The organism is Adlercreutzia sp. ZJ176, assembly GCF_011038975.1.
In the GTDB taxonomy this organism is placed as follows: Bacteria; Actinomycetota; Coriobacteriia; order Coriobacteriales; family Eggerthellaceae; genus CAAEEV01.
The window spans coordinates 23833-49151 of the sequence record NZ_JAAKEC010000017.1 but is presented as its reverse complement, the minus strand read 5'-3'; the positions used below and the strand labels follow the sequence as shown (position 1 = coordinate 49151).

Genomic DNA, 25319 nt, shown 5'->3' with positions numbered 1-25319 from the left:
GCTCGTAGAGAAGCTATACGTAAAGGATGAATCTGCTCTCGTTCTTCTTAAAAATGGCAAGGCCAATTGCGAAGGATACGAGCGCCATTCCAAGGCATATGAAATTGGCCGATAAGCTTGGCACGGTACCGTAGAGGGCAATGTCTCTGAAATAGGTGACATAGTGGTACATAGGGTTGTACATCATAGCCGTCTGCATCAAATCGGGGAGAATCGTGATAGGGTAGAACAACGGCGTGGCGTAGGTCCAGGCCGTGATGACGACGCTCCAGAGATGCAGTACGTCGCGGAAGAACACAGCGAGTGCCGAAAGCGCCATGCTCAGTCCCGCGCTGAACACCGCGACGTAGATGACGAGCAGCGGTAGAAGGAGAATGCTCGGCGTAGGGGCGATGCGGAAGACGAGCATCACGATGATGACCGCTATGAGCGAGATGACGAAGTTGACAACCTGAAAAAGGACCTTTTCAAGGGGGAAGATGATCTTGTCGATCCTTATCTTCTTGATGAGAGGCGCCGATTCGATAACGGAATACATGGCCGCTGACGTCGAGTCGGCCATGAGCGCGAAGATGGTGTTTCCCAAGATGAGGTAGAGCGGGAAGTTAGGAATGTCTCCGAACCTGAGGAACATGGAGAACACGGCTGCAAGTACACACATCATGAGCAAGGGGTTGAGCACTGACCACGCGACTCCGAGCGCGCTCCTGCGATACTTGAGCTTGAAATCCCTCGAGACGAGCGAGGTGATCGTAAACCAGTTTCTCCTAAGAAGGTTTTTCTTCGCTTCGCTAAGAGCCATGGATCTCCTCAGACGTTTTCCTTCGTGATGGGCTGTAAGAACTTATTGTATCGCACTTGCGATCTTTGAGCCTAAAAGGCTTTTTCTTGTGTCGGATGACAAAGAGGAGCGGAAGGGTGAAAGAACGCGCAGGAAAAAGAGCACGCAAGCGCTCTTAAAAAAGGTAGAATGCTAGCATATGTCTTCGCTCATGCGGATAAGCATCGTGATGTTATATATGATTGGAGAGATGTCAAGCATGACACCTGCCGTATCCATACTCGTCCCCATTTACAACGTCGAGCGTTATCTCGAGGAGTGCCTTCAGTCCATTGCGGATCAGACGCTGCGAGACATCGAGGTCATCTGCATAAACGACGGATCGACTGACGGCTCGCGCGACATTATCCAGAAGTTCATGGATGCCGACGCTCGCTTCAAGGTGATCGACAAGCCGAACTCCGGATACGGGGCATCGATGAACAAGGGCCTTCGCTTTGCGCGCGGGGAGTACGTTGGCATTGTCGAGTCAGACGACTTTATCGAGCTTGACGCCATGGAGCGCCTTTATGAGGCAGCGCGGACGAACGACGCCGATGTGGTGAAGGCGAACTTCTGGTTCTACTGGTCGGTTCCCGAGGAGCGCGATGAGTTTTGGGAGCTGGTCAAGCCCGAGTGGGCGAACAGGGTGTATGCGCCGCGCGATGAGGGCAGCGAGGCTATCTTCTATGAGAAGCCCTCCATCTGGTCGGCCATCTACCGCCGGAGCTTCCTCGAGGAGAGCGGCATCGATTTCCTCGAGACGCCTGGTGCGTCTTACCAGGATGCGAGTTTCACGTTCAAGGTGTGGGCTTGCGCGCAGCGAGTTTACCTTCTGCATGACGCCGTTCTGCACTATCGTCAGGACAATGAGGCCTCGTCGGTCAACTCTCCCGGCAAGGTGTTCACGGTCTGTGGCGAATACGCTGAGATTTCGCGTTATGTGGAGGAGCGCACTGAGCTTGCGCATCTGCGTCCTGTGGTGGAGCGCATGAAGTACGACACGTATATGTGGAACTACGATCGTCTTTCCGACGACCTCAAGCTGAAGTTTCTGCCGACTATGGCCAAGGAGTTTCGGGATGATGCCGAGCGTGGCTGGATTGACTACGCTTACTTCGATGACTGGAAGGCCGAGTGCCTGCAGATCCTGATGGAATCAGTCGATGAGTTTCATGTGGTTCAGATGAACCGCAGCGAGGAGAGCGGTTTGCAGCGGGCACTGAACTACTATCGGCATGGTGGCATGGGTTCGCTTCTCAAAACGCTTGCTCGTCGGATGAGGGGGTAACGACATATGCCGAGCATTTCGGTTGTGGTGCCTGTTTATAACGTGGAGCGCTATGTGTCGATGTGCCTTGATTCGCTTCGCGGTCAGACCTTTGCTGACATCGAGATCATCTGCGTGGACGACGGATCGACTGACAGGTCGGCCATGATTGCTCGCGCACACGCCTCGCTTGACAGCCGGATTCAGGTGATCAGCAAGCCGAACGGAGGACTCTCTTCGGCTCGCAATGCGGGGATTGACGCAGCGCAGGGCGAATACGTGATGTTCGTCGACTCTGATGACTATCTGGAGAGGGGCGCATGTGCCAAAGTGTTCCAGCTTCTTGACGAATCGGAGGCGGACGTTGCGGTGTTTGGCGCAAATGCGGTTCCAGGCGCCGTTTCCAACGATTGGCTCAACGAGAATCTGAGCCCAAGAGATGCAACGTATGAGGGCTTCTCTCCTGGTCTTCTGTTCAAGGAAAACACCCATCCGTTTTCGTGGCGCGTGGCGGCAAGGAAGTCTCTTTTAGACGGGGAGCACATTCGGTTCGACGAGGCCATCCGCTACGGAGAGGACCAGGTGTTCGCTTTCGAGCTTTTCCCCCTCTCAAGGCGGACTGTCCTCTCGTCGGACAAGCTCTACAATTATCGTCTTTCCCGCAAAGACTCCCTTATGTCTTCTCGCTGGAGTTCACTCGAGAAGATAATGACCGAGCATGTCCGCATAGTTGACCGCATCTTGGACGTGTGGACGAGGCGCGGCTTTGAAGAGCTCTGCCCTGAGGAGCTTCTGACGTGGATGATTGGGTTCATCATGCCTGGTTTGCTTGATGTTGGCGGAGAGGAGAGGGTCCGCTTCTGCAAGCGCTTCGGCGAGGTGCTCTCCGAGAAGTTTTGGAACCTGAGCGACGTTGCGTCTCGTTGCCCAAAAGGAACGCAGAGGCTCGTTAACTTGCTGGTGAGCGGGGGTGACTCGGATTTCGGCTCTCGATTCACTGCGCAAAGCGTCCTCTATCTTGAGGGGAGGGGCGCTTTTGCGCGAGTCTCTTTCGGGAAACTGACGGCTCCGATTATTCGCGTAGCATCGAGGGTTTTTCCACCCTCCTCCGCAAAGCAGAGCTATTTTCTGGATCGCATCTTTGATGGTGTCATGGAGAACGCCAGCGCAGAGCAAGCTCTGACGGGATCGTTGCTCTTGCTGAGGCAGGAATACGAGCTAAACAGGCGGTGCGTTGCCGTGAATGATGATTTCGGGGAATGCCAGAATGATTAAAGAATCTAGCGGGAAGAAAACAGAGGGCGACTCAGGGCTTTCCGGGAGAGTCGAGCCAAGCTCTCCACGCTATTTTAGATACGATTTTGCAAGGGCAGTAGCGATTATATTCGTAGTGGCTGTTCACAGCTTGTGCGTAGTGAATATGCCCAGTTCCGTTGGATACTACTACGTGCTTGTGGGGCAGACCGTGTTCTTTGCGGGAAATGCTATCTTCTTTCTCATTTCGGGGAAGTTTAATCTTAAGGTACGGGCTACCGATGCCGACCTCAAGAAGTACTACCTCAGCAAAGTCAGGAATATCCTCATTCCAACAATTATCGTATTTGCGCTGAGGACGCTCTATGAGACTCTGCAGGACTGGCAGGGTTTCGGGTTTCTCGTCAAGCAGTTCATTCGCAACACGTCCTTCCAATACGGAGGCATCGAGTACTGGTTCGTGTTCGCATTGTTCGGCTATCTGCTCGTGGCGCCCTATTTGGCAAAAGGCCTAAACGGGCTTTCCCGGTTTTCGATGAAGGTGTTTTTCTGGATCGGGATGATCTATAACCTTCTTTCGCTCGTTGCTGTCTTGTGCGGTTATAGCTTTGGTTGGGGCTATCTTCTGGGGGGAGGGGCCTTTGCCTTTTGCATGGGACGATTTATCGAGGAGTTCTTCTGTGAAAAGAAATGGCGAAACCTGTTGTGGGCTACACTTCCCCTCATGATCTACGTCACCGTCGTTTCCGTTCGATTTGCCCGAGACAACATGGGAATCTACGGAAATTCACCGTTCTTTGACACGTCTCCGGCGATGCTGCTGGTTTCCTTCGCCCTTTATCTCGGCCTGCTTGCCCTTGGTGATCGCGTGGGTAGCTGTAAGATCTTCTCCTTTGTGGCAAAGCACTCTTTCGGCGTGTATCTGGTTCATAACGTTATCTTAGGTCTGTACGTGTCTTTGGTTCCGCAGATCGAAGGCGTAGCGAGCATCCCCTTCCATTGGCTCACAACGTTGTGCGTGCTCGTACTCTCATTGATGCTCGCGGTTGTCCTAGAGGCTGTTTTCATCAATCCAGCAAAGAAGCTCTTCGATCGTTGCGTAAAATGTTGGGACAAGTTGCGTTAGGCCAGATTTGCGAAATGGCAGTGTTTGACCAGCTTTGGGCTGAACGCGAAGAGATGCCGCCTGGCGTGCTCTCAAGGAGAGGGAGGAATCGATGCTCTGGTTTGAGCTGATAGCGCTCATCGTGATTTGCGCGGCGCTTCTCTGCGTTCCGGGATTCGCTGTCTTGCGGTCGTTGGGGTTTGGTAGGCTCTATGCCCTGTCCCTGGCCCCCGTCGTGTCTTCTTTTTTCGTGGCTGTGACCTGCGTGCTTCATCCTATCGTGGGGGTTTTCAGCTCATGGTTGTCAGTTCTTGCTACCGTTGCGATGTTGACAGCGGTGTTTTGCGTGATTATCCGCTTGCTTAAGAGAGGTGGAGTCGTTTTTCCTGGCATCTCGCTCCCTCTATCCAGCGGTACCAGCTTTTCTCTTTTCGGGTGGAGCGAGCGGTGCACCAATCTCTTCGTCTGGATTGTTGCTCTTGTTGTGGGGATCTTGCTGGGCTCGTTCTTCTTTTTGGCTCAGATCGAGTCGCCGGACAGCTTCTTCCAGGCGTTCGACAATGCGAGCCACATGAACTCGATAGCGGGTTTTATCGAGAAGGGAAACTGGTCTTCTTTCGCATCGGGCTTTTATCCGAGTTGCTGGATTGACCTGGCGTCTTTCTTGAGCTCTGTGATGGACGTACCAGTCTCCTTGGCGGAGAACGCGGTGAATTTCGCCTTTTCGTTCGTGGTTTTTCCTCTTGGCATGGCCCTTCTTCTCCGGGTGATCTTCGCGGATCGTCCCATTGCCGTTCTGGCGGGAGCCGTCCTCGCCACTGCTTGCGCAGGCTTTCCGTGGAAGCTGCTGTTCTTTGGGCCAATCTATCCCAACCTTGCCGCATTGGCTGCCCTTCCTTCTGTCATGGCCCTTTTCGTCCACTTCTTTGGAGGGGATGTATCCAAGTCGCAGCGTATCGTTATCGTGCTGGCCTTCATCGCCTCGTGCGGGGGGCTGTTCTTCCTCCAACCTAACGTGCTGTTTTCTGCCGTTGTGTTTTTGGCTCCCTTTTGCGCGGTGCATGCAGCTCGATTTGCGGGGGAGCGTCCTTTTTTCTCAGGTCACGAGTCGGTTGGCCGGGTGATTGGCTTTTCACTGTGCTCGGTGGCGATTCTCTTCATCTGGTGCGCATTGTACAAGACCTCCTTCATCCAGGGATTGCTGCAAGAGCCGGGGATTATTCTGTTCGACTCGACAGCCGATGCCATCATAGCGGCGCTGTCGTTTTCCCTGACAGATGGATGTCCTCAGCTGGTCTTTGCGGCGCTTTGCCTTGCGGGCTCGGTCTACGCTCTGTTCGATAGGCGGTATCTGTGGATTGTCATCTCAGTCGTCGTGTCTATGGTGACGTTCGTCGTTTCTGCGACGGATTCACCGGATCTCATCCGAAACGTCGTGACGGGGTGCTGGTACCACGATGCTTTTCGTTTGGCTGCGAATACGGCGGTGTTCAGCGTGCCCTTGGCTGCTCTTGGCGTTGCAGCCGTGATTCAGCTGTTGCAAAATGCGATGGGGCACTTATTGACTTCATCTCTTGCTAGCAAAGCGCTCACCTTTGGGCTGATCACGCTTTTTGCGGTTGTGAACTATGCGCCGGTGACCCTGCCCGGAGGGCGAACGTCAGCGTTCGAGTGGGTTGAGTTTCAGGCAGGTCTCGTCTACTCGGACAGCGCTGAGGTAAACATATTGACAGCGGAGGAGATGACTTTCGCAAAGCGGGTCAAGGAGATAGTGGGCGAGGACGCTCTTGTGGTCAACGTGCCAGATGACGGATCGGTATTCCTCTACGCAGAAGAGGGGATCAACACCTTCTATCGCAACACTCGCATTTGGAATCCCTCTGCCGAATCCGAGGATAGCAAGCTGTTCCGTGAAAGCATGTGTGACTTGACGACGAATGATCGGGTGGCTGAGGCGGTCGAGGACGCAGGTGCAGAGTACGTGCTTCTGCTTGACCAAGGGGCAACCATTGATGATACGGAGAGGGTATGGCTCTTCACGTGGCGCTGGTGGGCTGACTGGTGGGATGGGCTGATGAGCATAAGCGACGAAACACCGGGATTCGAGGTTGCTCTTGCTGAGGGGGATATGCGACTCTATGCGATCGTAAGAGATAAAGGGTCCTCCATGGTGTGACATGACTCTTCTTCGTCGTTGCAAAAGGCTATCCAGGTGGCTAATTAAATGGTGAGGAGGATTGTGGCCTTTCGAGAATATGAAGATCTCGAAGAGTTGGAAAAGTCCAGTGACTTTCGGGCATGTCTCTCGGAGGGCTCGATCGCATTTGTCGCGAATTAGGCACTCCCTATGTGGTTTGGGTGGGACGGGAGTTTGAGCTCGCCAACATGCGCAGCGAACCGAATTTCGCATCTATGGTTACCTGCTTGGCTCTCAAGGGGTCACGTCCATTCCTGATTCCTTTGAAAACTGCAGATGGCGAAGGTGAAGAGCATGGCTTTGGGGCAGGTCTCTGTTTCTGGGCGTTGCCTCAACATTGTCTCTCTTCTTTTTGACGGCCTCAAAAAGAGCGTTGTTTATGGTGTTTTCAGAATTGTCAGGAGTTGTAAACATCTCGTTGGGCTAGTGCTAACGAGGCTGTAGGAGCGTTGGATCATGCTGTGCTTATCTTCAAGGGCCTTTCTGCCGAGAAGGTGGTGGAGATTGTGCTTGATTATTTTGCATTTGGACCCCTGTCAGCGCTCTTGCGTTGGATTATGTGGGCGCAGGCATGTGGGCTTATCGGATATGGGTCAGCTGCTGTGCTTGCATCCGTTGCGGGGGGCTTCTCGTTTAGGCGTGGAGATGGCGGGTGTGGTTTTCTTGTATGCATCGTATATGCTGGCCACAACAGCAGCATTCGTGCTCTTTGGCTCTGCGTGCTCTGCGAGGGGGCTTCGATAGGGTTGCTCTTCTGAAGATTTGCATATGCGGCATCTGCGGTTGGGGGTATTGCCATACAATATCTACCGTTATCAAACTAATTGGCGAGTCAATCTGAAGGGCGGCCCAATGAAGGGAATAGTGCTGGCAGGTGGTTCGGGCACGAGACTCTATCCGCTAACTACCGTTACGAGCAAGCAGCTCTTGCCTGTGTATGACAAGCCCATGATCTATTACCCGCTGTCGGTTCTTATGATGGCGGGTATACGGGACATCTTGATTATCTCAACCCCGGATGATCTGCCGAATTTCGAACGACTTCTTGGCAGCGGCTCGCAGTTTGGCATCAGCCTCTCGTATAGCGTTCAGCCAAGTCCGGACGGTCTTGCCCAAGCGTTCATCATCGCTGAAGACTTCATAGATGGTGATTCTTGTGCTCTCGTGCTTGGCGACAACATTTTCTACGGGAATGGGCTCGGACATCATCTTCGCAAAGCGGTTAATGATGCTGACGTTCATGGCGGGGCTACGGTGTTTGGTTACCACGTGGAAGATCCAGGCCGTTTCGGCGTGGTGGAGTTCGACGAGAACTTTAATGTGGTCTCTTTGGAAGAAAAACCTGCGAATCCTCGTTCGAATTTCGCTGTAACGGGCTTGTACTTCTATGACTCGCGTGTATGTGCTTTTGCGAAAAAGGTCTCTCCTTCTGATCGCGGAGAGCTGGAGATTACGTCTCTCAACCAAATGTATTTGGAAGACGGTTCTCTGAACGTAGTAACTCTGGGGCGAGGGTTTGCTTGGCTCGATACGGGCACCACTGAGTCATTGTTTGAGGCGGGGGAGTTCGTTCGCGCGGTTCAACGTAGTCAGGGACTCTCTATCTCTGTCTTGGAAGAGATAGCGTTCAATAATGGGTGGATAACTCGCGAAATGCTTTTTGCGGCGGTTGAGAGGTATGGAAAAAGTGGTTATGGCAAGCATCTCAAAAAGGTTTTTGATGGTCAAATTGTGCCTCTGCGCTAATAGATGAAGGGCAAGGTCTGGGCTATGTTTCAAGAAGCTTTTGCGCCGCATAATATAATTGTGACGGGTGGAGCTGGCTTTATTGGCAGCAACTTCGTTCATTGGGTGATCGACAACCAGCCTGACGTACATGTTGTGGTGCTTGATGCGCTTACCTATGCGGGAAATCTCGAGAATCTCTCTGGCATTTCCGACGATCGCCTTGTTTTTGTGCACGGTGATATTTGCGATGGGGATCTTCTAGACCGCATTGTGCCAGGTGCTGATGCTATCGTGCACTTCGCTGCCGAATCGCATAACGACAACTCTATTGCCGATCCAGCTCCGTTTGTGAGGACGAACGTTGAAGGAACCTTCCGGCTTTTGGAGGCGGCTCGCAAGAACGGGACTCGGTTTCATCACATTTCGACCGATGAAGTATACGGCGACCTTGCATTAGATGATCCTGCTCGATTTACCGAGGAGACTCCGTATCGGCCCTCCAGTCCCTACAGCTCTTCCAAAGCGGCTTCTGACATGCTTGTGCGGGCCTGGTGCCGAACTTATGGAGTGAAAGCGACCATCTCAAATTGTTCAAACAACTATGGCCCTCGGCAGCATATTGAAAAGTTTATTCCACGCCAAATAACCAACATTCTTACGGGGAGACGCCCGAAACTTTATGGTGACGGCCTTAATGTTCGTGATTGGATACATACCGAGGATCACTCTTCGGCGGTGTGGTCTATTCTGACATGCGGAAGAGTCGGGGAGACGTATCTTATCGGAGCCGATGGGGAGCGCAGCAACCTCGACATTCTTCGAAGTATTCTCGGACGCATGGGGAAAGATCCCGACGGCTTTGACTGGGTGCGTGACAGGCCGGGTCATGACAGGAGATATGCCATCGACGCCTCTAAGCTTTGCCGTGAATTGGATTGGCGTCCTTCGCATACCGACTTTGACCTCGGTCTCGACGAGACTATTGAGTGGTATAGGAAAAACCAAGATTGGTGGCTGGCTGACAAAGAGGCCGTTGAAAAGAAGTACAGCCGGCAGGAACAGTGAGAAAGTTAGGCTTATGGCGTATAGAATCGTTTCGGGCAACTTCACGTTTACAAAGACCTCGATAGAGGGCGTTGTTGTCGTGGATGTGAAGAGCTTTGGCGATGCGCGCGGTGCCTTCATGGAGACCTACAAGAGGCAAGACTTCGAGGCGGGAGGCATTATCTGTGATTTCGTGCAGGACAATCAGTCTTTGTCTTCCAGAGGTGTGCTGCGCGGACTTCATTTTCAGGTAAACCACCCTCAGTCAAAGCTTGTGCGGGTAGTTGCGGGCAAGGTTTTTGATGTGGCGGTGGATTTGAGGAAGGATAGTTCCACTTTCGGGAAGTGGGAGGGGGTTGTTCTCAGCGCTGAGAATCGACGGCAGTTTTTTGTTCCTCGAGGGTTTGCGCATGGTTTTTTGGTACTCTCTGATACGGCGGTCTTTTGTTATAAATGCGACGATGTCTACCACCCAAATGATGAGGGCGGCCTGCTGTGGAGCGATCCCGCTTTGGGTATTCAATGGCCTGCTCTCGAAGGGTGTGAAGTGTTTGATGAGAGTATGATCACTCTCAGCGAAAAAGATCGGCTATACCCGTCTTTTGACTCTCTGTTCCCTTCGATTTCCTAGGATTGGATTATGAAAACCGTTCTTGTTACAGGCGCTTTGGGCTATATAGGTTCTCATGTTGTGGCTGAGCTCGTGCGACGTGGCGAATGCGTGATTGCCCTCGACAGAAGCGAGGCGCCGAAGACGGAGGGCGTCGAGAGGATTGTTGCTGACGCTTTCGATATGAATTTCGATATTCGTGAGCATATTGACTTCGCACCAGATGTTTGCCTTCACTTGGCTTGGCGAAACGGCTTTGCGCACAACGACAAGAGTCATATACTTGACCTGTCTTCTCATTACCGTTTGCTCATGCATCTTGTTGAAGCTGGTGTGTCCCATATTGCTGTTATGGGAACGATGCATGAGGTTGGTTATTGGGAGGGGGCTATTACCGCGGATACCCCTTGCAATCCGCAAAGCCTTTACGGCATAGCGAAAGAGGCCCTTCGCAGGAGCCTGGATTTGTCGCTCGCAAATAAATCGGTGGTTTTCCAGTGGCTGAGAGCTTTCTATATCTATGGAGATGACGAGAAGGCGCAATCCATCTTTGGCAAGATACTTCGTGCAGCGGCCTCGGGAGAAAAGTTGTTTCCGTTTACGACGGGAAAAAACAAGTTTGACTTCATTACGATAGAAGAACTAGCGAGTCAGATTGCATCTGCGGTGCTTCAGGACAAGGTGACTGGTGTGATCAACTGCTGCACGGGCAGGCCGGAGAGTTTGGCGGATCGCGTTGAAGGCTTTATTCGGGAGAACGAGCTCGATATAGCTCTCGATTATGGAGCTTTCCCCGATCGTCCTTACGACTCGCCGGGAGTTTGGGGCGATCCGTCTGCAATTCAGGCGATTCTCGCCTCAGAGATCGCATCGTAGGAGGACCATGCCGTTTTCGCCAAGTGATCATACTTTTGTAGTATGCGCATATAAGGAAAACCCCTTTCTAGAGGAGACCGTGACGTCACTTTTGGCACAGGATCGCTTGAGTCCGGTATTGATCTCGACGTCTACGCCCAATAGCCACATCGAGTCAGTTGCGAAAAAATGTGGAGTTCCCATGGTGGTCAACCCGAACCCTCGGGGAGCGGGAGGGGACTGGAATTTCGGATACGACGCGGCGGAGACCTCTTTGGTCACCATTGCCCATCAAGATGATTTCTACAAAGAGGGATTCTTGTCCACTATGCTCGAGGCGATAAACCGCTACAATGCGGCAGATGTCGAGTTCGCCTTCGCTGATTATTTTGAGATCCGCGATGGCGTCGCTGTGGCGAAAAACTCGCTGCTCAACATAAAGCGACTGCTCAACGCGCCGCTTTCCAGCTCCGTCTTCAACCGGTCTTCCTTTGTCAAAAGGCGCGTGTTGTCTTTTGGAAACCCCATCTGCTGTCCAGCGGTTATGCTTGTCAAGCAGAATCTGGGTCCATCTATTTTTGACGAGCAGTACAAGAATAGCTGCGACTATAAGACGTGGGTTGATCTTGCGGAAACGCCAGGACGGTTCGTGTATGTGCCTGAGCGTCTCATGGGCCATCGCATTTACGAGGAGTCCTCGACGTCTCTCAATCTTAAAGACGGGATTCGTCAGGCTGAAGATCTGGAGATACTATCCTCCCTGTGGCCTTCTCAGGTCGCAAAGCTGATTTATCGGGTGTACTCCCTCAGTGAAAAGAGCAACGAGCTCTCATAGGGCGTGGAAATGGGGTGCTGATGACTTCTGTTTTGGGCGAACTGGGCAAGCATGCGTTTTCTGACATCATTTCGATGGGGGTTTCGTTTGTGTTTACGAAGCTATTTTATCCGAGGGCAACTTTGATCAGGCGTCCTTTTCACATTAGGCAAAAAGGAAATCTTTCTTTTGCCTCGGGTTTTACAACTGGACGAGGGTGTCGATTCGAGATGTTCGAAGATGGCGCAATAAAATTGGGTAGGAATTGCCATATTGGCGACAACGTCCACTTTGCTGCCCTACGCCTCATCGAGGTCGGGGACGATTGCCTCATGGCGTCGAAAGTGTTCATCTCCGATTTGAGCCATGGATCATATGGGGTCGACGGCTGCAATCCCGATCTGCCACCAAACGACAGGCCGCTGGTGGGTTCGCCAGTGATTATTGGCAACAACGTTTGGATAGGGGAGAATGTATGCATTCTCCAGGGTGTGACAATAGGCAGCGGAACCGTTGTAGGGGCTAACGCGACGGTCTCGCGCGATTTGCCAGAAAGGTGCATTGCGGTGGGTTCTCCTGCAAGGCCTATCAAGAGATTTGATGACGTTAGCGAAACATGGGTTCGATGCGGGTGATTGGGCGTGCGGCTTTCGCATACTGAGATCGCCGCTGTTTGGCATGTGACATGCATGCCGTCCTTTTAAGGGTGTCGCATCTCGAGGGCCCGGAGGACGTCTGAAACCGATTCGATGCGGGGTTTCGCGTATGACCTTGTTGCGATAGAATGGCAAGAATTAGATTTCGGCCATGGAATATGAACGAGGTACCGTGTTAAAGACCATTCTCATCATACCTGCATATAACGAGCAGGATTCCATTGAGTCGACTATTGAATCCGTAAAAAGGACGATACCCGAAGTTGACTTCATTATCGTGAACGACGGGTCGAGTGATTCGACTGCTGAAGTGTGTCGGAGGAACGGCTACCCTTTCCTCGATCTGCCTGTCAATCTTGGGCTCGCTGGGGCGTTTCAAACGGGTATGAAATATGCGTTCCGGCACAGCTACGAATGCGCCATTCAGTTCGATGCGGACGGGCAGCATCTGCCAGAATACGTTCCTGCATTGATGGAAGCCATCGAACACAATGACATTGTCATCGGCTCACGCTTCGTCAATGCCCATAAGCCTCGTTCGCTGCGCATGCTCGGTAGCAATCTCATCGAGGGCGCGATTCGCGTGTCGACAGGAAAGACCATCAAAGATCCAACCTCCGGCATGCGAGCTTTTAACGCTCGCATGATTAATCAGCTCGCGTTTGGGCTTAACTTTGGTCCTGAACCAGATACAGTTTCCTATCTGATGAAGAGGGCTGGCGCTAAAGTATGTGAAGTGCCGGTAAGGATGTCTGATCGCACTGCGGGCGAGAGCTATCTCAGCCCATGGAACTCGGCCACGTATATGCTTAGGATGACCATATCGATTCTGTTCGTGCAGTATTTCCGCAAGCAGATAGGTGGTGAGGCGGCGTGACCCCAGTTCTGCGCATCGTTCTCGTTGCGGTGTCGATTCTCACTTTTGCATTCATGACGAGAAAGATAAGAAACGCCAAAGTGCGGCTCGAGGATTCCGTGTTTTGGTATTGCTTCGCCGTCCTCTTGCTCTTGGTTAGCGTATTTCCCGGTGTGTTTTTCGTTCTTGCGGGTTTGGTGGGCGTTTCTTCGCCGGTTAACTTCGTGTTCCTTTTCTTCATCTTCGTTTTGCTCGTACAGGTGTTCAATCTGAGCGTGCGGTTATCGCAATCGGACACGAAGATAAAGGAGCTTACCCAGCATTTAGCCATAGAGAGGTTCGAGCGTCATGTCGGCGACGGAGCCGTAACTGACGAGAGGCCGACGGATCCTCATTGCTAGATGATTGGCTTGGGGAATTTGCCTGTCGTCGAGAATGCTCGAAGGCGGATATGCAAGCTCTCACTCATCAGCATTTCGTTTTCGTCTGGTATTGCTCGGCTGCGTTAAGCAATAATAGTTTTGACATGGCAGAAATAGCTTTGAGAAAATGATCCGCCAATAACCTGTAGAGATTTTGGCCTGCTCTTTTCGGCATCTCGCATTGTCATCGGCGATGGAGTGTAAAAATGTTAAAGACATACGATATAAATGTAGCCATGCGCTCGGTTGGAGAGAAAATGGGAACCTCAGAAATTTCTGTCATTGTGACAATATATAACCAATCCGAAGAGAGCATATTGAAAACGATACGTTCGATTGCCAAGCAAAGAGGATGCTCGTATCAGTTAATACTTGCGGATGATCATTCGACGGAGGACCCCTCTTCGTTTCTCTGCAAATGTTGTGCTGATTTGGGCATAGTCGACTATCAAATCGTGCGACAAGAAGAGAACCGGCAGACAGTGCGCAATATTTACGGGGCCCTTCAATTTGCAGTTGGTAGATATGTTAAAGTCATTGGTGCTGGTGATGAGCTATATTGTGAAAGTACTCTGCTCGACATCGTATCATTTTGTCGCACCTATGGTGTAGCTGCGGGTTTTGGCAGAATTGTCCTGGATGGAAAGATGGGGACATATTGCGCTCCAAAGAACTATGCTGACTACCCTCCCATGGGAAATGCTATTCCTAAAGATCTTTTTGCACACCAGGTGGTAATGGCGGATTGGATCCCGGGCTGCGCTCAATTTTTTGAAACAAGTGTTCTGCGAAAACTTCTCGGTACGCTGATTCAGTTTGATATTAGGTATTGTGAGGACTTTGCCCAAACTGTCTGGCTCATGTCCAATCCGGTATTCTGCCTGGATGCACCTGTACTTGTTTACGAATGGGGTTCTGGTATTTCGACAACCGGCAATGATGAATCGGTTGCAAAGCTTTATCGCGATCACAATCGATTTTACGGAGAATTGAAGACGACAACGCCATATGGAGAAACCTTCGTGTTGGCAAGAGTTCTTTTTATGGTTCGAGAATTCGTAGCAATGAAAACACCGCTGTATAGACTGCTTCAAAGAAGAGTGGCGAATTCGTACATAAAAAAGAGTCGAGAAAGATGTGCTGTCGAATCAATGGAGAGTGAGTCGTCGAGGTGAAATGAATGACGAAAAGGAGCAGGCACTTAGCCTCAGGGCGAATATAGTCTGGAATACTGCCGGTAATTTCATATACTTGTTTTGTCAGTGGCTATTAACTTATGTTGTTGTCAAGTCGCTTGGATTTGCAAGTGCTGGCGTTTTCTCTCTGGCTATGACGGTTGCAAATAGTTTTTCTGTCGTCGCAACTTACACCATGCGTAATTTTCAAACGTCAGATGTAGAGGATGTGTTCTGCGACAGAGCGTATATCAACTCACGGATTCTCACCTGCAGCATTGCTTTTGTTTGCTGTGTTTGCTTCAGCCTGGTTAATGACTATGGATTCTATGTTTCGGCATGCATAAGCGTTTACATGATCTTTAAGATAAGTGAGGCTCTTTCTGATGTCTACCAGGGAATACTGCAAAAGTCTATGCGCTTGGATTATGTTGGTATATCTTTTGTTGTCAAGGGAATTGCAACCCTGCTTCTTTTCTATGCGGCTATTAAGCTGACCGGCAGCCTTTTGTTTGCGATATGCGCATTAGCTGTCTGTTCGTTTCTGATAGTACTTGTATTCGACAGAAAACACGCCCTTGAGTTTGCAAAGAAAGCCACTCCTGCAAGGAATGCCACAAAGGACTTGCTAATTGCCTGCCTGCCTATTGCAATCTACGGCTTCCTTCTCAATGTCGTGGGTCAAGCGCCACGCTATTTCATCGAGTCGCTGCTCGGTGATCAAGCCTTGGGCTTTTATGCTTCGGTCGCAATGCCTGTTGTGATAGTGCAGGTATCGGCAAGCTTCATTTTTTCGCCTCTGGTTACTCCGCTTGCCGCAAGTGTGTCCGCCAATGAGTACCGACGTTATTTTGCAATGATCGCCAAGGTACTTTTTTTCATTGCCTTATTGGCGGTGTTTGCGTTTTTTGCCGCTTTTACCGTCGGGAATCCTATTCTCGTTCTTTTTTTTGGCAATGAGATATCCGATTATGCCAATCTGCTAGGGCCATTGGTTGGTTGCTCGATCGCAACGGCGATAGTCTGGTTTCTATCCGCCGTACTCGTTATTCAAAGAGATATGAAATCCTTGGTTTTGCTTAGCGCAATTGCATGCGCAATTGTGATAATCGGTTGTGTTCCTGCCATTAATTCTTGGGGTATGAATGGTGCAAGCTGTGTCCAGATTATTGCATTGGGCTTTTTTTCGGTGGGATGCTTGGCCAGGATATTGTTTTATGCACGTACGGCAAAATCGCACGGTGCAAACCCCATTCTTCGCCGATAGGCACTGTGTGCTGTCCTGATAGGGTAAATGTGCGTTTGGCTGACGGCGTGGAAAGGATGGCGGTCCCTGGGTGGATGATGTAGGTTTGGCAACGTGCTGCGATGTCCTGCGCGCTTTGATGATAGGGCTGCCGGCCTGTCGGAGCGAACGTGTCGATCTGGTCTCCAGCGGCGATGACGGAGCTAGAAGTGGAAAGTATCGGAAGTTTCTAAAAGCTAGCATGTCGTTCTTCGGCTTTGCCGAACGTGTATTATATTTCGGAACATACATTTCAGCGCTACCCAGCTTTTATGAATTCCGATGGAGAATGCTATTGCGAAAACAACGTATACGCTCGCAAATTGCGGCAATGATTGCGGATCGTAGTGATAGTTCCATACTGTTTGGAATGAGATGATGTCGAATGACGAGCAAATAGGCGTATATGTCGAGCAGAATAGGAAAATGGTGTTAAGAAGGAAGAAGCCCAACATGTGGTGGCACATTATGCTAAAGGAGTTATTGGCAATGCATAGAACGCCCTTGCTTTTGCCAATACGGGGGCCGATGATTCTGCATAGCCTGAGAAGAAAGGCGATGCAAGCTGCCGTGGAAAGAAGCGTAATTGTTGGGCTGCCGGGAAACGTGCACCAAGATGGATAATATGATAAATTGCCATGATTAAGCCATGCGCAAATGAGCTGAACGGCGAATACAAGAGCGAAATAGGGAATGCTGGAAAGCGTATCGTGTTGTTCTAGCACGGTTCGATAAAAACGTCCCATTCCAAAGCAGGATAGAAAGAAAAAAGTGCGCATCAGAAGTAGCAGCCAGCTTTCGCCCAAGCCATCTGATCCTCCAGTGTGAATTGCTATTGCCCCTGCACACAAGTATAGCAATAAAAAAATGGACTCTTTTGCAACTCCATTTTCGATACTCGCCGCCGCTTTTCGCAGAACCACATTACTTACTTCGCAGAAAAAAAGCGGTGCGATAAACCACATGGGGCAGTTGATCCAGAATTGGTGGCCCGAGGTGAATGGCTGGATTATAACCGAGTTAAAGCTCAGCTCCGCGCCGTACTGAATTCCTAACGTCTTATGAGCGAACGAAATGAAAACGCCATAGGCGATATCTATTAGGAGAAGGGGGACAAGCAAACGCTTTGCTTTTTTGGCAACGTAGGCAAGAACATCGTTCTCACTGCTCTCTTTGTAAAAGTAGCCAGATACGAAAACGAACGAAGCGACTTGATAATTGTAGGGGGGGAACAGTGCAAACGGCCCCTCAAAACCTTGAGACGAGCAATGGCCAACAACTACGAGAATCATTGCTGTTGCTGAAAAGAGCTTCATTTCGTAGGAAACACCATGATGTAAGGTATGGGATGGGGGTAGAGGGGGACGACCGTTCATGTAGTTCTGCAGCTTCTAAACTCGACTTCATTGACAAACAGGATTAAACTACATAATCGCACAAAAAGGAAACAGTAGTCTAGGTTCTTATAAAACATGTATAAGGCAGGGTGCGATATGCGTTTTGGAAATATAAGCTTGCGCCGTAATTGCGCTTTCGTGGTCGTTGCGGTTTGTGCGGTTTGCTTTTGTTTTGCTTTTAACCCGTGTGTTGCATATGCTTCTGGCTCCGTTTCTGATGGTTCCTTGACGGGGGAGGCAAATATTGCGTCTGAAGAAAGCACCCGTTTGCCTTTGGATAATAATCCGGGGGTCGAGTGTTTGGACGAAGGCGCTTCTGCTAACGAAGATGAAGGTGCTGCCACCGATGGCGATCCTGATGGAGCGAAAGAAAGCCTCCTGCCTCCTGTCAACTCGGGGGCCGAGGGAGAGAGCGGAGATTTGCAGAGCTGCACTTTGGATGAGGGTAACCCACCTTCGTCTGCTTCGAATGAAAGCGATTCGGGGCAAAGCGAAGAGGATTCCGCGATATCGCTTGACCATTTCGATGACCAACGGCCTGTTGCTTCTAAAGAAAGCACTGCGCAAGGTGAAGAGACGCCCGTCAAAGACGGGGTGTATACGATACATGCGTATCAAAGCGCTTCTTTTGTAGTTGACGTTACGGGAGCTTCGCCTGACTCGGGAGCCAATATTGAACTTTGGTCTTCGAACTGCGGTGACTGGCAGCGCTTCATGCTTACCTCTGATGGCCTTGGTTTCTATGATATTGTCTGCGTAAGTACGGGAAAAAGCCTAGATGTTGCATGGGCTTCAAAAGAGCCTGGTGCTAACGTAATTCAGTGGGCTCCAAATGGGCAAGGTAATCAAAAGTGGAGGATTCGCTGCAATTTCGATGGTTCATATACGTTTATTAGCGCATTATCTGGATTGGTTCTTGATGTTGCGTACGGGAGGTATTCCGACGGAGCCAATATTATCGTTTGGGAAGACACGGGATCCCTTAATCAGCGTTTTGCATTGACCGAGTTCGTTCAACCCACTGGGTCAAAGACTCTTGCTGATGGTGCATACATTATTCAATCTGCTCTTGATTCCAGCTTGGTTTTTGATGTGACTTCAGCGTCGAAATGCGGTGGAGCAAAGCTGGAGTTGTGGCAATCGAATCAACGTTCTTGGCAAAAGTTCAAAGTAACCTATACAAACGACGGAATGTATGAAATCGCCGCTCTTCATTCGGGCCTTTCGCTTGACGTGTATGATGCCGCTAGGCATGTCGGTGCTCCCATTATCCAGTGGAGCAAGAACGGCAATGCGAATCAACGCTGGATCCTTGTTGCCGACAAAGATGGCTATTATCGCATCCTCTCCCATCATTCCGGTCTTGCCCTTGGCGTTCAAGATGTTTCTGCCAGGTCAGGTTCTTCCATAGCTCAGTGGGTTTCCGATGGCAGCAGAGGGCAATTGTTCAGGTTCGTTGACGCGAGCGTTCTGCAGGAGGGCTATTATTCCATTGCTGCAAACGCGGATGATCGTCTGGTTTTCGATGTTGCGAATGCGAGTTCTGCCGACGGGGCTCAGGTGATCTTATGGACCGATCGAGGAAGCCTGTGGCAGAGGTGGCTTCTCTCCCATTCCGCTTCCGGGAGCTTCAAATTGGCTTCGACAAACTACGGCAAGGAATTGGTTGACCTTCCAAAGGGGGATGAATCGCTGCTTGCTCAATGGGGTTCCGACTCAAGCGCTGCTGTTGGGAATGCTTGGCGATTGCTTCCTTCTAACATAGGTGGATGGTTGCTGCAAAATACTGTAACTCAAAAATTTGTATGCTCATCAGCCGGACTTTCAAGCGGTTCTCAGCTATTCATGGGCTTGTTCGATGAAGCTCTCTCGGTAGAATTCATTCCAGTGTCAACTTTTGTTGGCGATGGAGCCTATCAAATCGTTTCGTCGTCAAATCGTGGTATTGCGCTTGACGTCTCGGGCGGCAGTGTTGGCGATGGAGCGAAGTGCGTTTTTTGGTCAAAGGGAGCATCGAAAGAGTGGCAAAAGTTTTATGCTGTTAACGAAGGGGATTACGTCGTCCGCTTTATGTCGTGCAATTCAGGGAAGGCCCTTGACGTTGTAGAAGCTAGCGGCCTTGTTAACCAATGGGCATGGCATAACGGATCCAATCAACGTTGGAAGATTCTCCCCGATATGAAAGGCGGATATACAATCATCTCTCTGTCGTCAGGGAGGGCTCTTGCGTTCGCCGGAGACACCGTTGCTTCTGGATCATCAGCTGTTGTGAGCGGCCGAAACGGATCGCTTGCCCAATCGTTTATGCTGGAACCGGCCCGCTATGTCTCTCCTGCAGAAAAGATCAACAACCTTCTTTCTGCAGCATCTTCATACATCGGAACGTACGGTGGGGCTCGGTTTGAGAATGCTATGCTGTCTGCAGGAGGCACATTGATCAACGGTAGCCGTGGTTATTGGTGCCAAGATTTCGTCTGGTATGTCTTTCGCCAGGCTGGGCTGGAGCCGACTTTCGCCGAGGGGCTCCTAACTTCCTATCCGCAGGAGGCATACTACAAGTACAAGAGCTTAGGGAAAATAACCTGGAGTCCAAGGCGCGGAGATCTTGTTTTTAACACATGGGCTCCTTTCCCTGGTGGAGAATACGTTTCGCATGTGGGAATCGTGGAAAGCGTGCATGGTGGATACGTGACCGTTATTGAGGGGAATATGGGTAATCGAGTCGTAAGGAATTCTTATTCAATTTGGTCTAGCAGCAATCCGATTATGCGGGGCTTTGCACGTGTAAATTACGGGTATTAACATGGGGGTTTCGGCATGAGCTCTCCGTTGCTTTGGATTGTCATTCCTTGCTTCAATGAGGAGAAAGTTCTTCCGCTTACGGCCCCGCTGTTTTTTGATGAGTTGGAAAAGCTTGTCCTGTCGGGCAGGGTTGATTCTCAGAGCAAGATTTGCTTTGTCGACGATGGCTCGCATGATTCAACATGGCAAATTATCTCAGCTCTATCGATGGAGAGGGCTCCGTGTGAAGGGATGTCGCTTGCTCGCAACAGGGGACACCAGAATGCGGTTCTTGCCGGCATGATGGAGGCTCGTGGCAAATGCGACATCTGCATTACCGTTGATTGCGATGGGCAAGATGACATAGCCACAATAGGTCGTATGGTCGATGCATTTCTCGACGGGAGCGACGTGGTATATGGGGTGCGGTCTAGTCGGAGAACGGATACTGCGTTCAAGCGGATTTCTGCCGAGAGCTTTTATCGCGTCATGAAATCTATGGGAGCGGATGTGGTGTTCAACCATGCTGATTTTCGCCTCATGAGTGCTCGAGCGCTTGATGGGTTGGCTCAATTTGGGGAGGTGAATCTATTCTTGCGCGGCTTGGTCCCCCTAGTCGGGTTTCCGTCATCAACCGTTGAATACGAGAGGTCTGAGCGCTATGCAGGAGAGAGTCACTACCCGTTAAGCAAGATGCTAAGCCTTGCCTTTGATGGCATTACGAGTTTGTCAATTAAACCGGTTCATCTTATAGCTTCTTGCGGTGCTGCATTGAGCTTGTTGGGCTTTCTTGGCGTTCTATGGGCTTTATTTACCGCACTCTTTGGCTTATCCGTTTCAGGCTGGGCTAGTATAACGTGCTTGATTTGCTTTTTTGGCGGATTGCAGCTTCTTGCCTTAGGTGTTATTGGTGAGTATGTCGGAAAAGTGTATCTGGAGACCAAAGCTCGTCCTCGCTTCATAGTACAAGAGCGCACATGGGTTTCGTCGGGAAAATAGCGGATGGGGCGATTTATGACCGTTAGAAAGAAGGACGGCGATACTGGCTGCGGCGACACGATATTGCGTGTTGCTCGAAATCTTGGGATTCTCTACATAGCGCTGGTTGTTATTGCGGTTATCGTTCTTTCTCCGGCTGTTTCGTATGCGTGTAAAGCGCAGGCTGCTTTTCTTAGTCCTGCTTATGTCTTGATTGCCGCTCTCGTTGGCCTCGGATTCATTTTATTGTTGCAAAATGCGAAAAGGCTTGTAGCGCGATACAGCTTGCCGGTAAAGATGGAAAACGATCGGCTCTTCTTCGTAGTTGTCGTATTCTCGTCCATCATGCTTCTCGTTGTCCAGGCATTTGTGGTGAGATCGTGTTGGTTTGTTACCGGCTGGGATGTAGCGATTCTCGCAAATATTTTCGATCCCCCCGCATTGTATTACTCAACTTATCCTAATCAGCTTTTTTTAGTGGGCTTATTCGCGCGCATTGCAAGTTGGGGGGCTTCGCTAGGGTTCGACAACGGTTATCTATGCGTTGTCGTGGGCAGTTGTTTGTGTACTACCGCTTCGATAGCGCTGACCTCTTTTGCTGCCAAACGTTTAGGGGGATGTGGGGTTGGTTATGCGTTTTTGCTGTTGAGCTCCGTTTTTGTCGGGCTCTCGCCTTGGATTTTGGTTCCTTATTCTGACACATATGGCATGCTTTGGACAACGGTGCTGCTGTTCTCATATGTTTGCGTGGATCGGCGCATATTGAAATGGTCTATCATCTCGTTTTCCGCTGTAGTTGGGTATTCGATTAAGCCAACCGTTCTTTTCGTGTTTCTTGCGATTTTGGTGGTCGAGGGTGTTCGGTTTTGCTGTCGAGCTCGCTCTGCTGCCGACTTGCACCTCAAGTCCGGAATGATGCAGACGATTGCTCTCCTCGCCCCTGTTTTCTTAAGTCTCGGATTGGCGTTTTACGTTACGTCAAGGGTAAGTGATTTTGATCTATGTATTGATGATAACGCCGCTTTTTCTTCAACGCATTTTCTTATGATGGGGTTTAACTCTGAAACGATGGGGATTTGGAGCGAAGACGACGTTTATTATTCGATGTCGTTTGAGCGGGCTGATGAGAGGATGATGGGAAATATTCAAGTTTGGCTCGAGCGCGTTGACAAATTGGGCCCTGTTGGCGTTGCTAAGCTGCTTACAAAAAAGACGTTAAGCAATTATGCTGATGGCACATTCGCATGGGAGATGGAGGGTTCATTTTACCTAGACACGCACGGGCGAAGCGAATTGCTTAAATCCATTTATGGAATAGACGATACGAATCCCATAATAGAACGCACTGCAAATTTTGCGCCCATCGCTCAGATTGTATGGATGTTTGTACTGCTGGGCGTTGTGCTGTGCGTGTTAAAGAGAAATCCAGATGATGGCGAAACGGTAGCCTTTCTTGCGTTGTTTATGCTGAGCGTGTTCTTGACCCTATTCGAATGCAGGGCAAGATACCTGTTCCTCTATATGCCATATTTTATTGTGTTGGCTGTTCTGGGCTGGAGTAGACTTGGGAGGCACCTTCGCGGGCGGGGAATGCAATCAAGGAGGATGTCCGAGAGAATAGAACCATGCGAGTCTCCTGGTAGGCATGAGCTGCGAGAGCGGGAGTCAGACATAAGCAAACGGCGGAGAGCCGGGGACTTGTCTTCGCGTCGATGCTGTCCAAGTGCCGCCAAAGCGCTCGGGCGATTGTGTTTCGTTTCTCGTGATTTGGCTTAAGGCGCAGGACAGGTGCGTTGCTCTGATAAACTAACCAAGCTAGTCACTTGTTTCGCGGCCCTCGAGAGCTTGCGTGCGAGCTTTCGAGGGCCGCATTTCTGTTGGTTTCGCGTAGTGGAACGGATTTGACATGCATCTGATTACTCGTGAGCTGTCGTCCTCAAATGCTTGGGCAAAGAAAACCGTCTCGGTGGCCCTCTGCCTTCTGCTCGTTCTGAGCATGGCGCTTCTGCCTGCGACGTTTGCGCCGCGTCCGGCTGAGGCGGCTTCCGACGGACTCGTCGTGGCCATCGACGTCGGGCATGGCCGTGATCCTTGGAGCGGGGCGTATGACCCAGGTGCCTGGGGGAACGGCGTCGAGGAGGCTTCGGCTAACCTGAGGATCGCGCAGGCCTGCGCCGAGGAGCTGAAAACCTACGCGGGCGTGAAGGTGGTGTTCACCTCCCAGTTCAGCGCCAGCCGCGGCCTTGAGCCGCGCGTCCAGTCTGGCGTCGATCAGGGCGCTGACGTCATCATCAGCTTCCACTGCAACTCGGCGGGCGCCTCTTCGGCCAACGGCAGCGAAGTCTGGGTTCCGAACAGCAGCGCGTACCTGTACAACGAGACCCACGTGGCGGGGAGGAACCTGGGGAACAGCATCCTCAACAACTTGTCCGCCCTCGGGTTCTACAACCGCGGAACGAAGACGCGTAACTGCACGGACGGCGAGAACTATCCCCATCCGGGCGGCATCTGCGACTGGTACGGAATCAACTACTGGTCCCGCTGGAAGGGGATTCCGGGCATCATCATCGAGCACGGCTTCTTGACGAATCCCGGTGACGCCGCCAAGCTGGGTGACGCCTCGTGGTGCAAGTCGATAGGCGTGGCAGATGCCACGGGCATCGCCGCATACTACGGTCTCTCGAAGGAGGTGGCGGACCCGAACCTGGAGAAGACGGGTGAGGAAGTCTCCACCAAGGTCGAGTCCACCTACGAGAGCGACCCTGCCATCATGGGCGCGTCATATGTGTCCGTTGAGCGTATGGTCTCCTGGTTCAACTCGAAGAAGCATCCGTATCCGTCTGACACCTATGCGAAGTACGGAGCTGCGACGATCGAGGAGTTCTGCAGGATCGTGAGCGAGGAGGCCGCTGCTGAGGGCGTCCGCGCAGAGGTCGTGTTCGCGCAGTCCATGAAGGAGACGGGCTGGCTCCGGTTCGGCGGGCAGGTCAAGGCTGAGCAGTGCAACTTCAGCGGGCTCGGAGCCACTGACGGCGGTGCGGCGGGCGCTGACTTCAGCTCGCATGGCGCCAACGCCGTCCGCATCGGCCTCCGCGCGCAGGTTCAGCATCTCAAGGCTTACGCCACCACGGAGCCTCTCAAGAACGAGTGCGTCGATCCGCGCGTGAGTTCGTTCGACTCTGGTACCGTCACCCGCGGATGCGCTCCGACTGTCAAGGGCCTCACGGGCAAGTGGGCTACCAGCCAGACCTACGGCGATGACCTCACGCGGATGATCAACGAGCTGGTCGGCGCGACGAGCAAGGCGACCTCCGTCAAGTTCAGCCTCGCCGACGTCCCGAGCTCCCTCGTCAACTCGGGTGTGGCGTATGTTGACGGCGTGGCGAAGCCTCTGAAGGTGGAGGGCGGATACGGGTTCGTCGACGTGGCGGGCTCGGGCGCGCACTCGGTGGCCCTCTACGAGTTCAACTCCGCCTCGGCTGACCCGCACGCGGTGTATCCGACGCATATGTATGTGTGGACCGTCACTGCGCAGGGCGGCTCATACGTGGCGAAACGGTACTACGGCTTTGATGACCTCCTCAGGTACGCCGGCAGCTCCATCCGCATTACCGGCAAGAAGGGCATCCGCATGATAACGGGCATGGCGAGCGGGACGAAGTCCGCGCTTACGGGCCGTGGGGTGCTCGGCTACATCGTCGTCGAGACGGGTACGCTGCTCGCTTGGAGCGACCGCGTCGAGGGCGGCAGCCTCACTCTCGACACGCCGGGCGTGAGCCGGGGCAAGGCGTATGTGGCGGGCAAGCAGAACCCTGTGTTCAACAAGGCGGACGGCGTCGAGAGCTACACTAACGTGCTTGTGGGCTTCTCTTCTGCTGAGCAGTACAGACGGGACATGGCCATGCGGTCCTACGCCATCTTGAAGGACTCCGCGGGCAACCAGTTCGTGGTGTACGGAGGCACCGTCCAGCGCAACATCCTCTACATTGCGGAGCAGAACGCGGATGCGTTCAGCCCGGGCACGGCCGCCTATGATTTCGTTCACGGCATCATCAACGCTTGTAAGGGTTAA

20 protein-coding genes are annotated in these 25319 nt (G+C 51.6%); 18 read left to right on the top strand and 2 right to left on the bottom strand.

Annotated elements, in window-relative coordinates:
- Positions 1–13: 13 nt before the first annotated feature.
- Positions 14–802, bottom strand: a complete 789-nt coding sequence (locus G7Y50_RS09710) for an ABC transporter permease (RefSeq protein WP_165054750.1) — start codon at positions 800–802, stop codon at positions 14–16.
- A gap of 238 nt (positions 803–1040) precedes the next feature.
- Here G7Y50_RS09710 and G7Y50_RS09705 point away from each other — a divergent pair, with 238 nt between their 5' ends.
- The 14 genes from G7Y50_RS09705 (at position 1041) to G7Y50_RS09640 (ending at position 16073) form a co-directional block, all read left to right on the top strand.
- Positions 1041–2111: a glycosyltransferase gene (locus G7Y50_RS09705; RefSeq protein WP_165054747.1), complete on the top strand. Its 1071-nt coding sequence runs from the start codon at positions 1041–1043 to the stop codon at positions 2109–2111.
- A 6-nt stretch (positions 2112–2117) separates the two neighbouring features.
- Positions 2118–3365 carry a glycosyltransferase family 2 protein gene (locus tag G7Y50_RS09700; protein WP_165054744.1) on the top strand — a complete coding sequence of 416 codons (1248 nt, stop codon included), beginning with the start codon at positions 2118–2120 and terminating at the stop codon, positions 3363–3365.
- Positions 3358–4470 (top strand): acyltransferase, encoded by a 1113-nt coding sequence (locus G7Y50_RS09695; protein WP_165054741.1) that lies wholly within the window; start codon positions 3358–3360, stop codon positions 4468–4470. Before G7Y50_RS09700 ends, G7Y50_RS09695 begins: the two co-directional genes overlap by 8 nt.
- A gap of 91 nt (positions 4471–4561) precedes the next feature.
- A complete protein-coding gene (locus G7Y50_RS09690) occupies positions 4562–6625 on the top strand; it encodes a DUF6541 family protein (RefSeq protein ID WP_165054738.1) in 2064 nt (687 codons plus the stop codon).
- An 873-nt stretch (positions 6626–7498) separates the two neighbouring features.
- Positions 7499–8392: a glucose-1-phosphate thymidylyltransferase RfbA gene (gene rfbA / locus G7Y50_RS09685; protein WP_165054732.1), complete on the top strand. Its 894-nt coding sequence runs from the start codon at positions 7499–7501 to the stop codon at positions 8390–8392.
- A gap of 24 nt (positions 8393–8416) precedes the next feature.
- Entirely contained in the window at positions 8417–9439 is a 1023-nt protein-coding gene (gene rfbB / locus G7Y50_RS09680; protein ID WP_165054729.1) for a dTDP-glucose 4,6-dehydratase, read from the top strand.
- Between the two features lie 13 nt (positions 9440–9452).
- Positions 9453–10049, top strand: coding sequence for a dTDP-4-dehydrorhamnose 3,5-epimerase (rfbC, locus tag G7Y50_RS09675; RefSeq protein WP_165054726.1), 597 nt, complete (start codon positions 9453–9455; stop codon positions 10047–10049).
- A 9-nt stretch (positions 10050–10058) separates the two neighbouring features.
- Complete coding sequence (locus G7Y50_RS09670; protein WP_206214828.1) at positions 10059–10904, top strand: NAD(P)-dependent oxidoreductase; 846 nt, start codon at positions 10059–10061, stop codon at positions 10902–10904.
- On the top strand, positions 10810–11718 hold the full coding sequence (locus G7Y50_RS09665; protein WP_370458023.1) for a glycosyltransferase family 2 protein: 909 nt from the start codon (positions 10810–10812) through the stop codon (positions 11716–11718). The genes G7Y50_RS09670 and G7Y50_RS09665 overlap by 95 nt, the downstream gene beginning before the upstream one ends.
- A 20-nt stretch (positions 11719–11738) precedes the next feature.
- On the top strand, positions 11739–12332 hold the full coding sequence (locus G7Y50_RS09660; protein WP_206214827.1) for a DapH/DapD/GlmU-related protein: 594 nt from the start codon (positions 11739–11741) through the stop codon (positions 12330–12332).
- 193 nt (positions 12333–12525) lie between these two features.
- Positions 12526–13230, top strand: coding sequence for a glycosyltransferase family 2 protein (locus G7Y50_RS09655; protein WP_165054796.1), 705 nt, complete (start codon positions 12526–12528; stop codon positions 13228–13230).
- The gene (locus G7Y50_RS09650; RefSeq protein WP_165054720.1) at positions 13227–13610 is read left to right on the top strand and encodes a DUF2304 domain-containing protein; all 384 of its coding nucleotides are present in this window, start codon (positions 13227–13229) and stop codon (positions 13608–13610) included. Before G7Y50_RS09655 ends, G7Y50_RS09650 begins: the two co-directional genes overlap by 4 nt.
- Positions 13611–13837: 227 nt before the next feature.
- The gene (locus G7Y50_RS09645) at positions 13838–14806 is read left to right on the top strand and encodes a glycosyltransferase (RefSeq protein ID WP_165054717.1); all 969 of its coding nucleotides are present in this window, start codon (positions 13838–13840) and stop codon (positions 14804–14806) included.
- Between the two features lies 1 nt (position 14807).
- Entirely contained in the window at positions 14808–16073 is a 1266-nt protein-coding gene (locus tag G7Y50_RS09640; protein WP_165054714.1) for a lipopolysaccharide biosynthesis protein, read from the top strand.
- A 215-nt stretch (positions 16074–16288) separates the two neighbouring features.
- Here G7Y50_RS09640 and G7Y50_RS09635 read toward each other — a convergent pair whose 3' ends face one another.
- On the bottom strand, positions 16289–17407 hold the full coding sequence (locus G7Y50_RS09635) for an acyltransferase (RefSeq protein WP_165054711.1): 1119 nt from the start codon (positions 17405–17407) through the stop codon (positions 16289–16291).
- A 177-nt stretch (positions 17408–17584) separates the two neighbouring features.
- Between G7Y50_RS09635 and G7Y50_RS09630 the strand changes: the two genes are divergently transcribed.
- The 4 genes from G7Y50_RS09630 (at position 17585) to G7Y50_RS09615 (ending at position 25319) form a co-directional block, all read left to right on the top strand.
- The gene (locus tag G7Y50_RS09630; protein ID WP_165057044.1) at positions 17585–20290 is read left to right on the top strand and encodes an RICIN domain-containing protein; all 2706 of its coding nucleotides are present in this window, start codon (positions 17585–17587) and stop codon (positions 20288–20290) included.
- A 15-nt stretch (positions 20291–20305) separates the two neighbouring features.
- A complete protein-coding gene (locus tag G7Y50_RS09625; protein ID WP_165054705.1) occupies positions 20306–21268 on the top strand; it encodes a glycosyltransferase family 2 protein in 963 nt (320 codons plus the stop codon).
- A 15-nt stretch (positions 21269–21283) separates the two neighbouring features.
- On the top strand, positions 21284–23023 hold the full coding sequence (locus G7Y50_RS09620) for a hypothetical protein (RefSeq protein ID WP_165054702.1): 1740 nt from the start codon (positions 21284–21286) through the stop codon (positions 23021–23023).
- A 190-nt stretch (positions 23024–23213) separates the two neighbouring features.
- Positions 23214–25319, top strand: coding sequence for an N-acetylmuramoyl-L-alanine amidase (locus tag G7Y50_RS09615; protein WP_206214825.1), 2106 nt, complete (start codon positions 23214–23216; stop codon positions 25317–25319).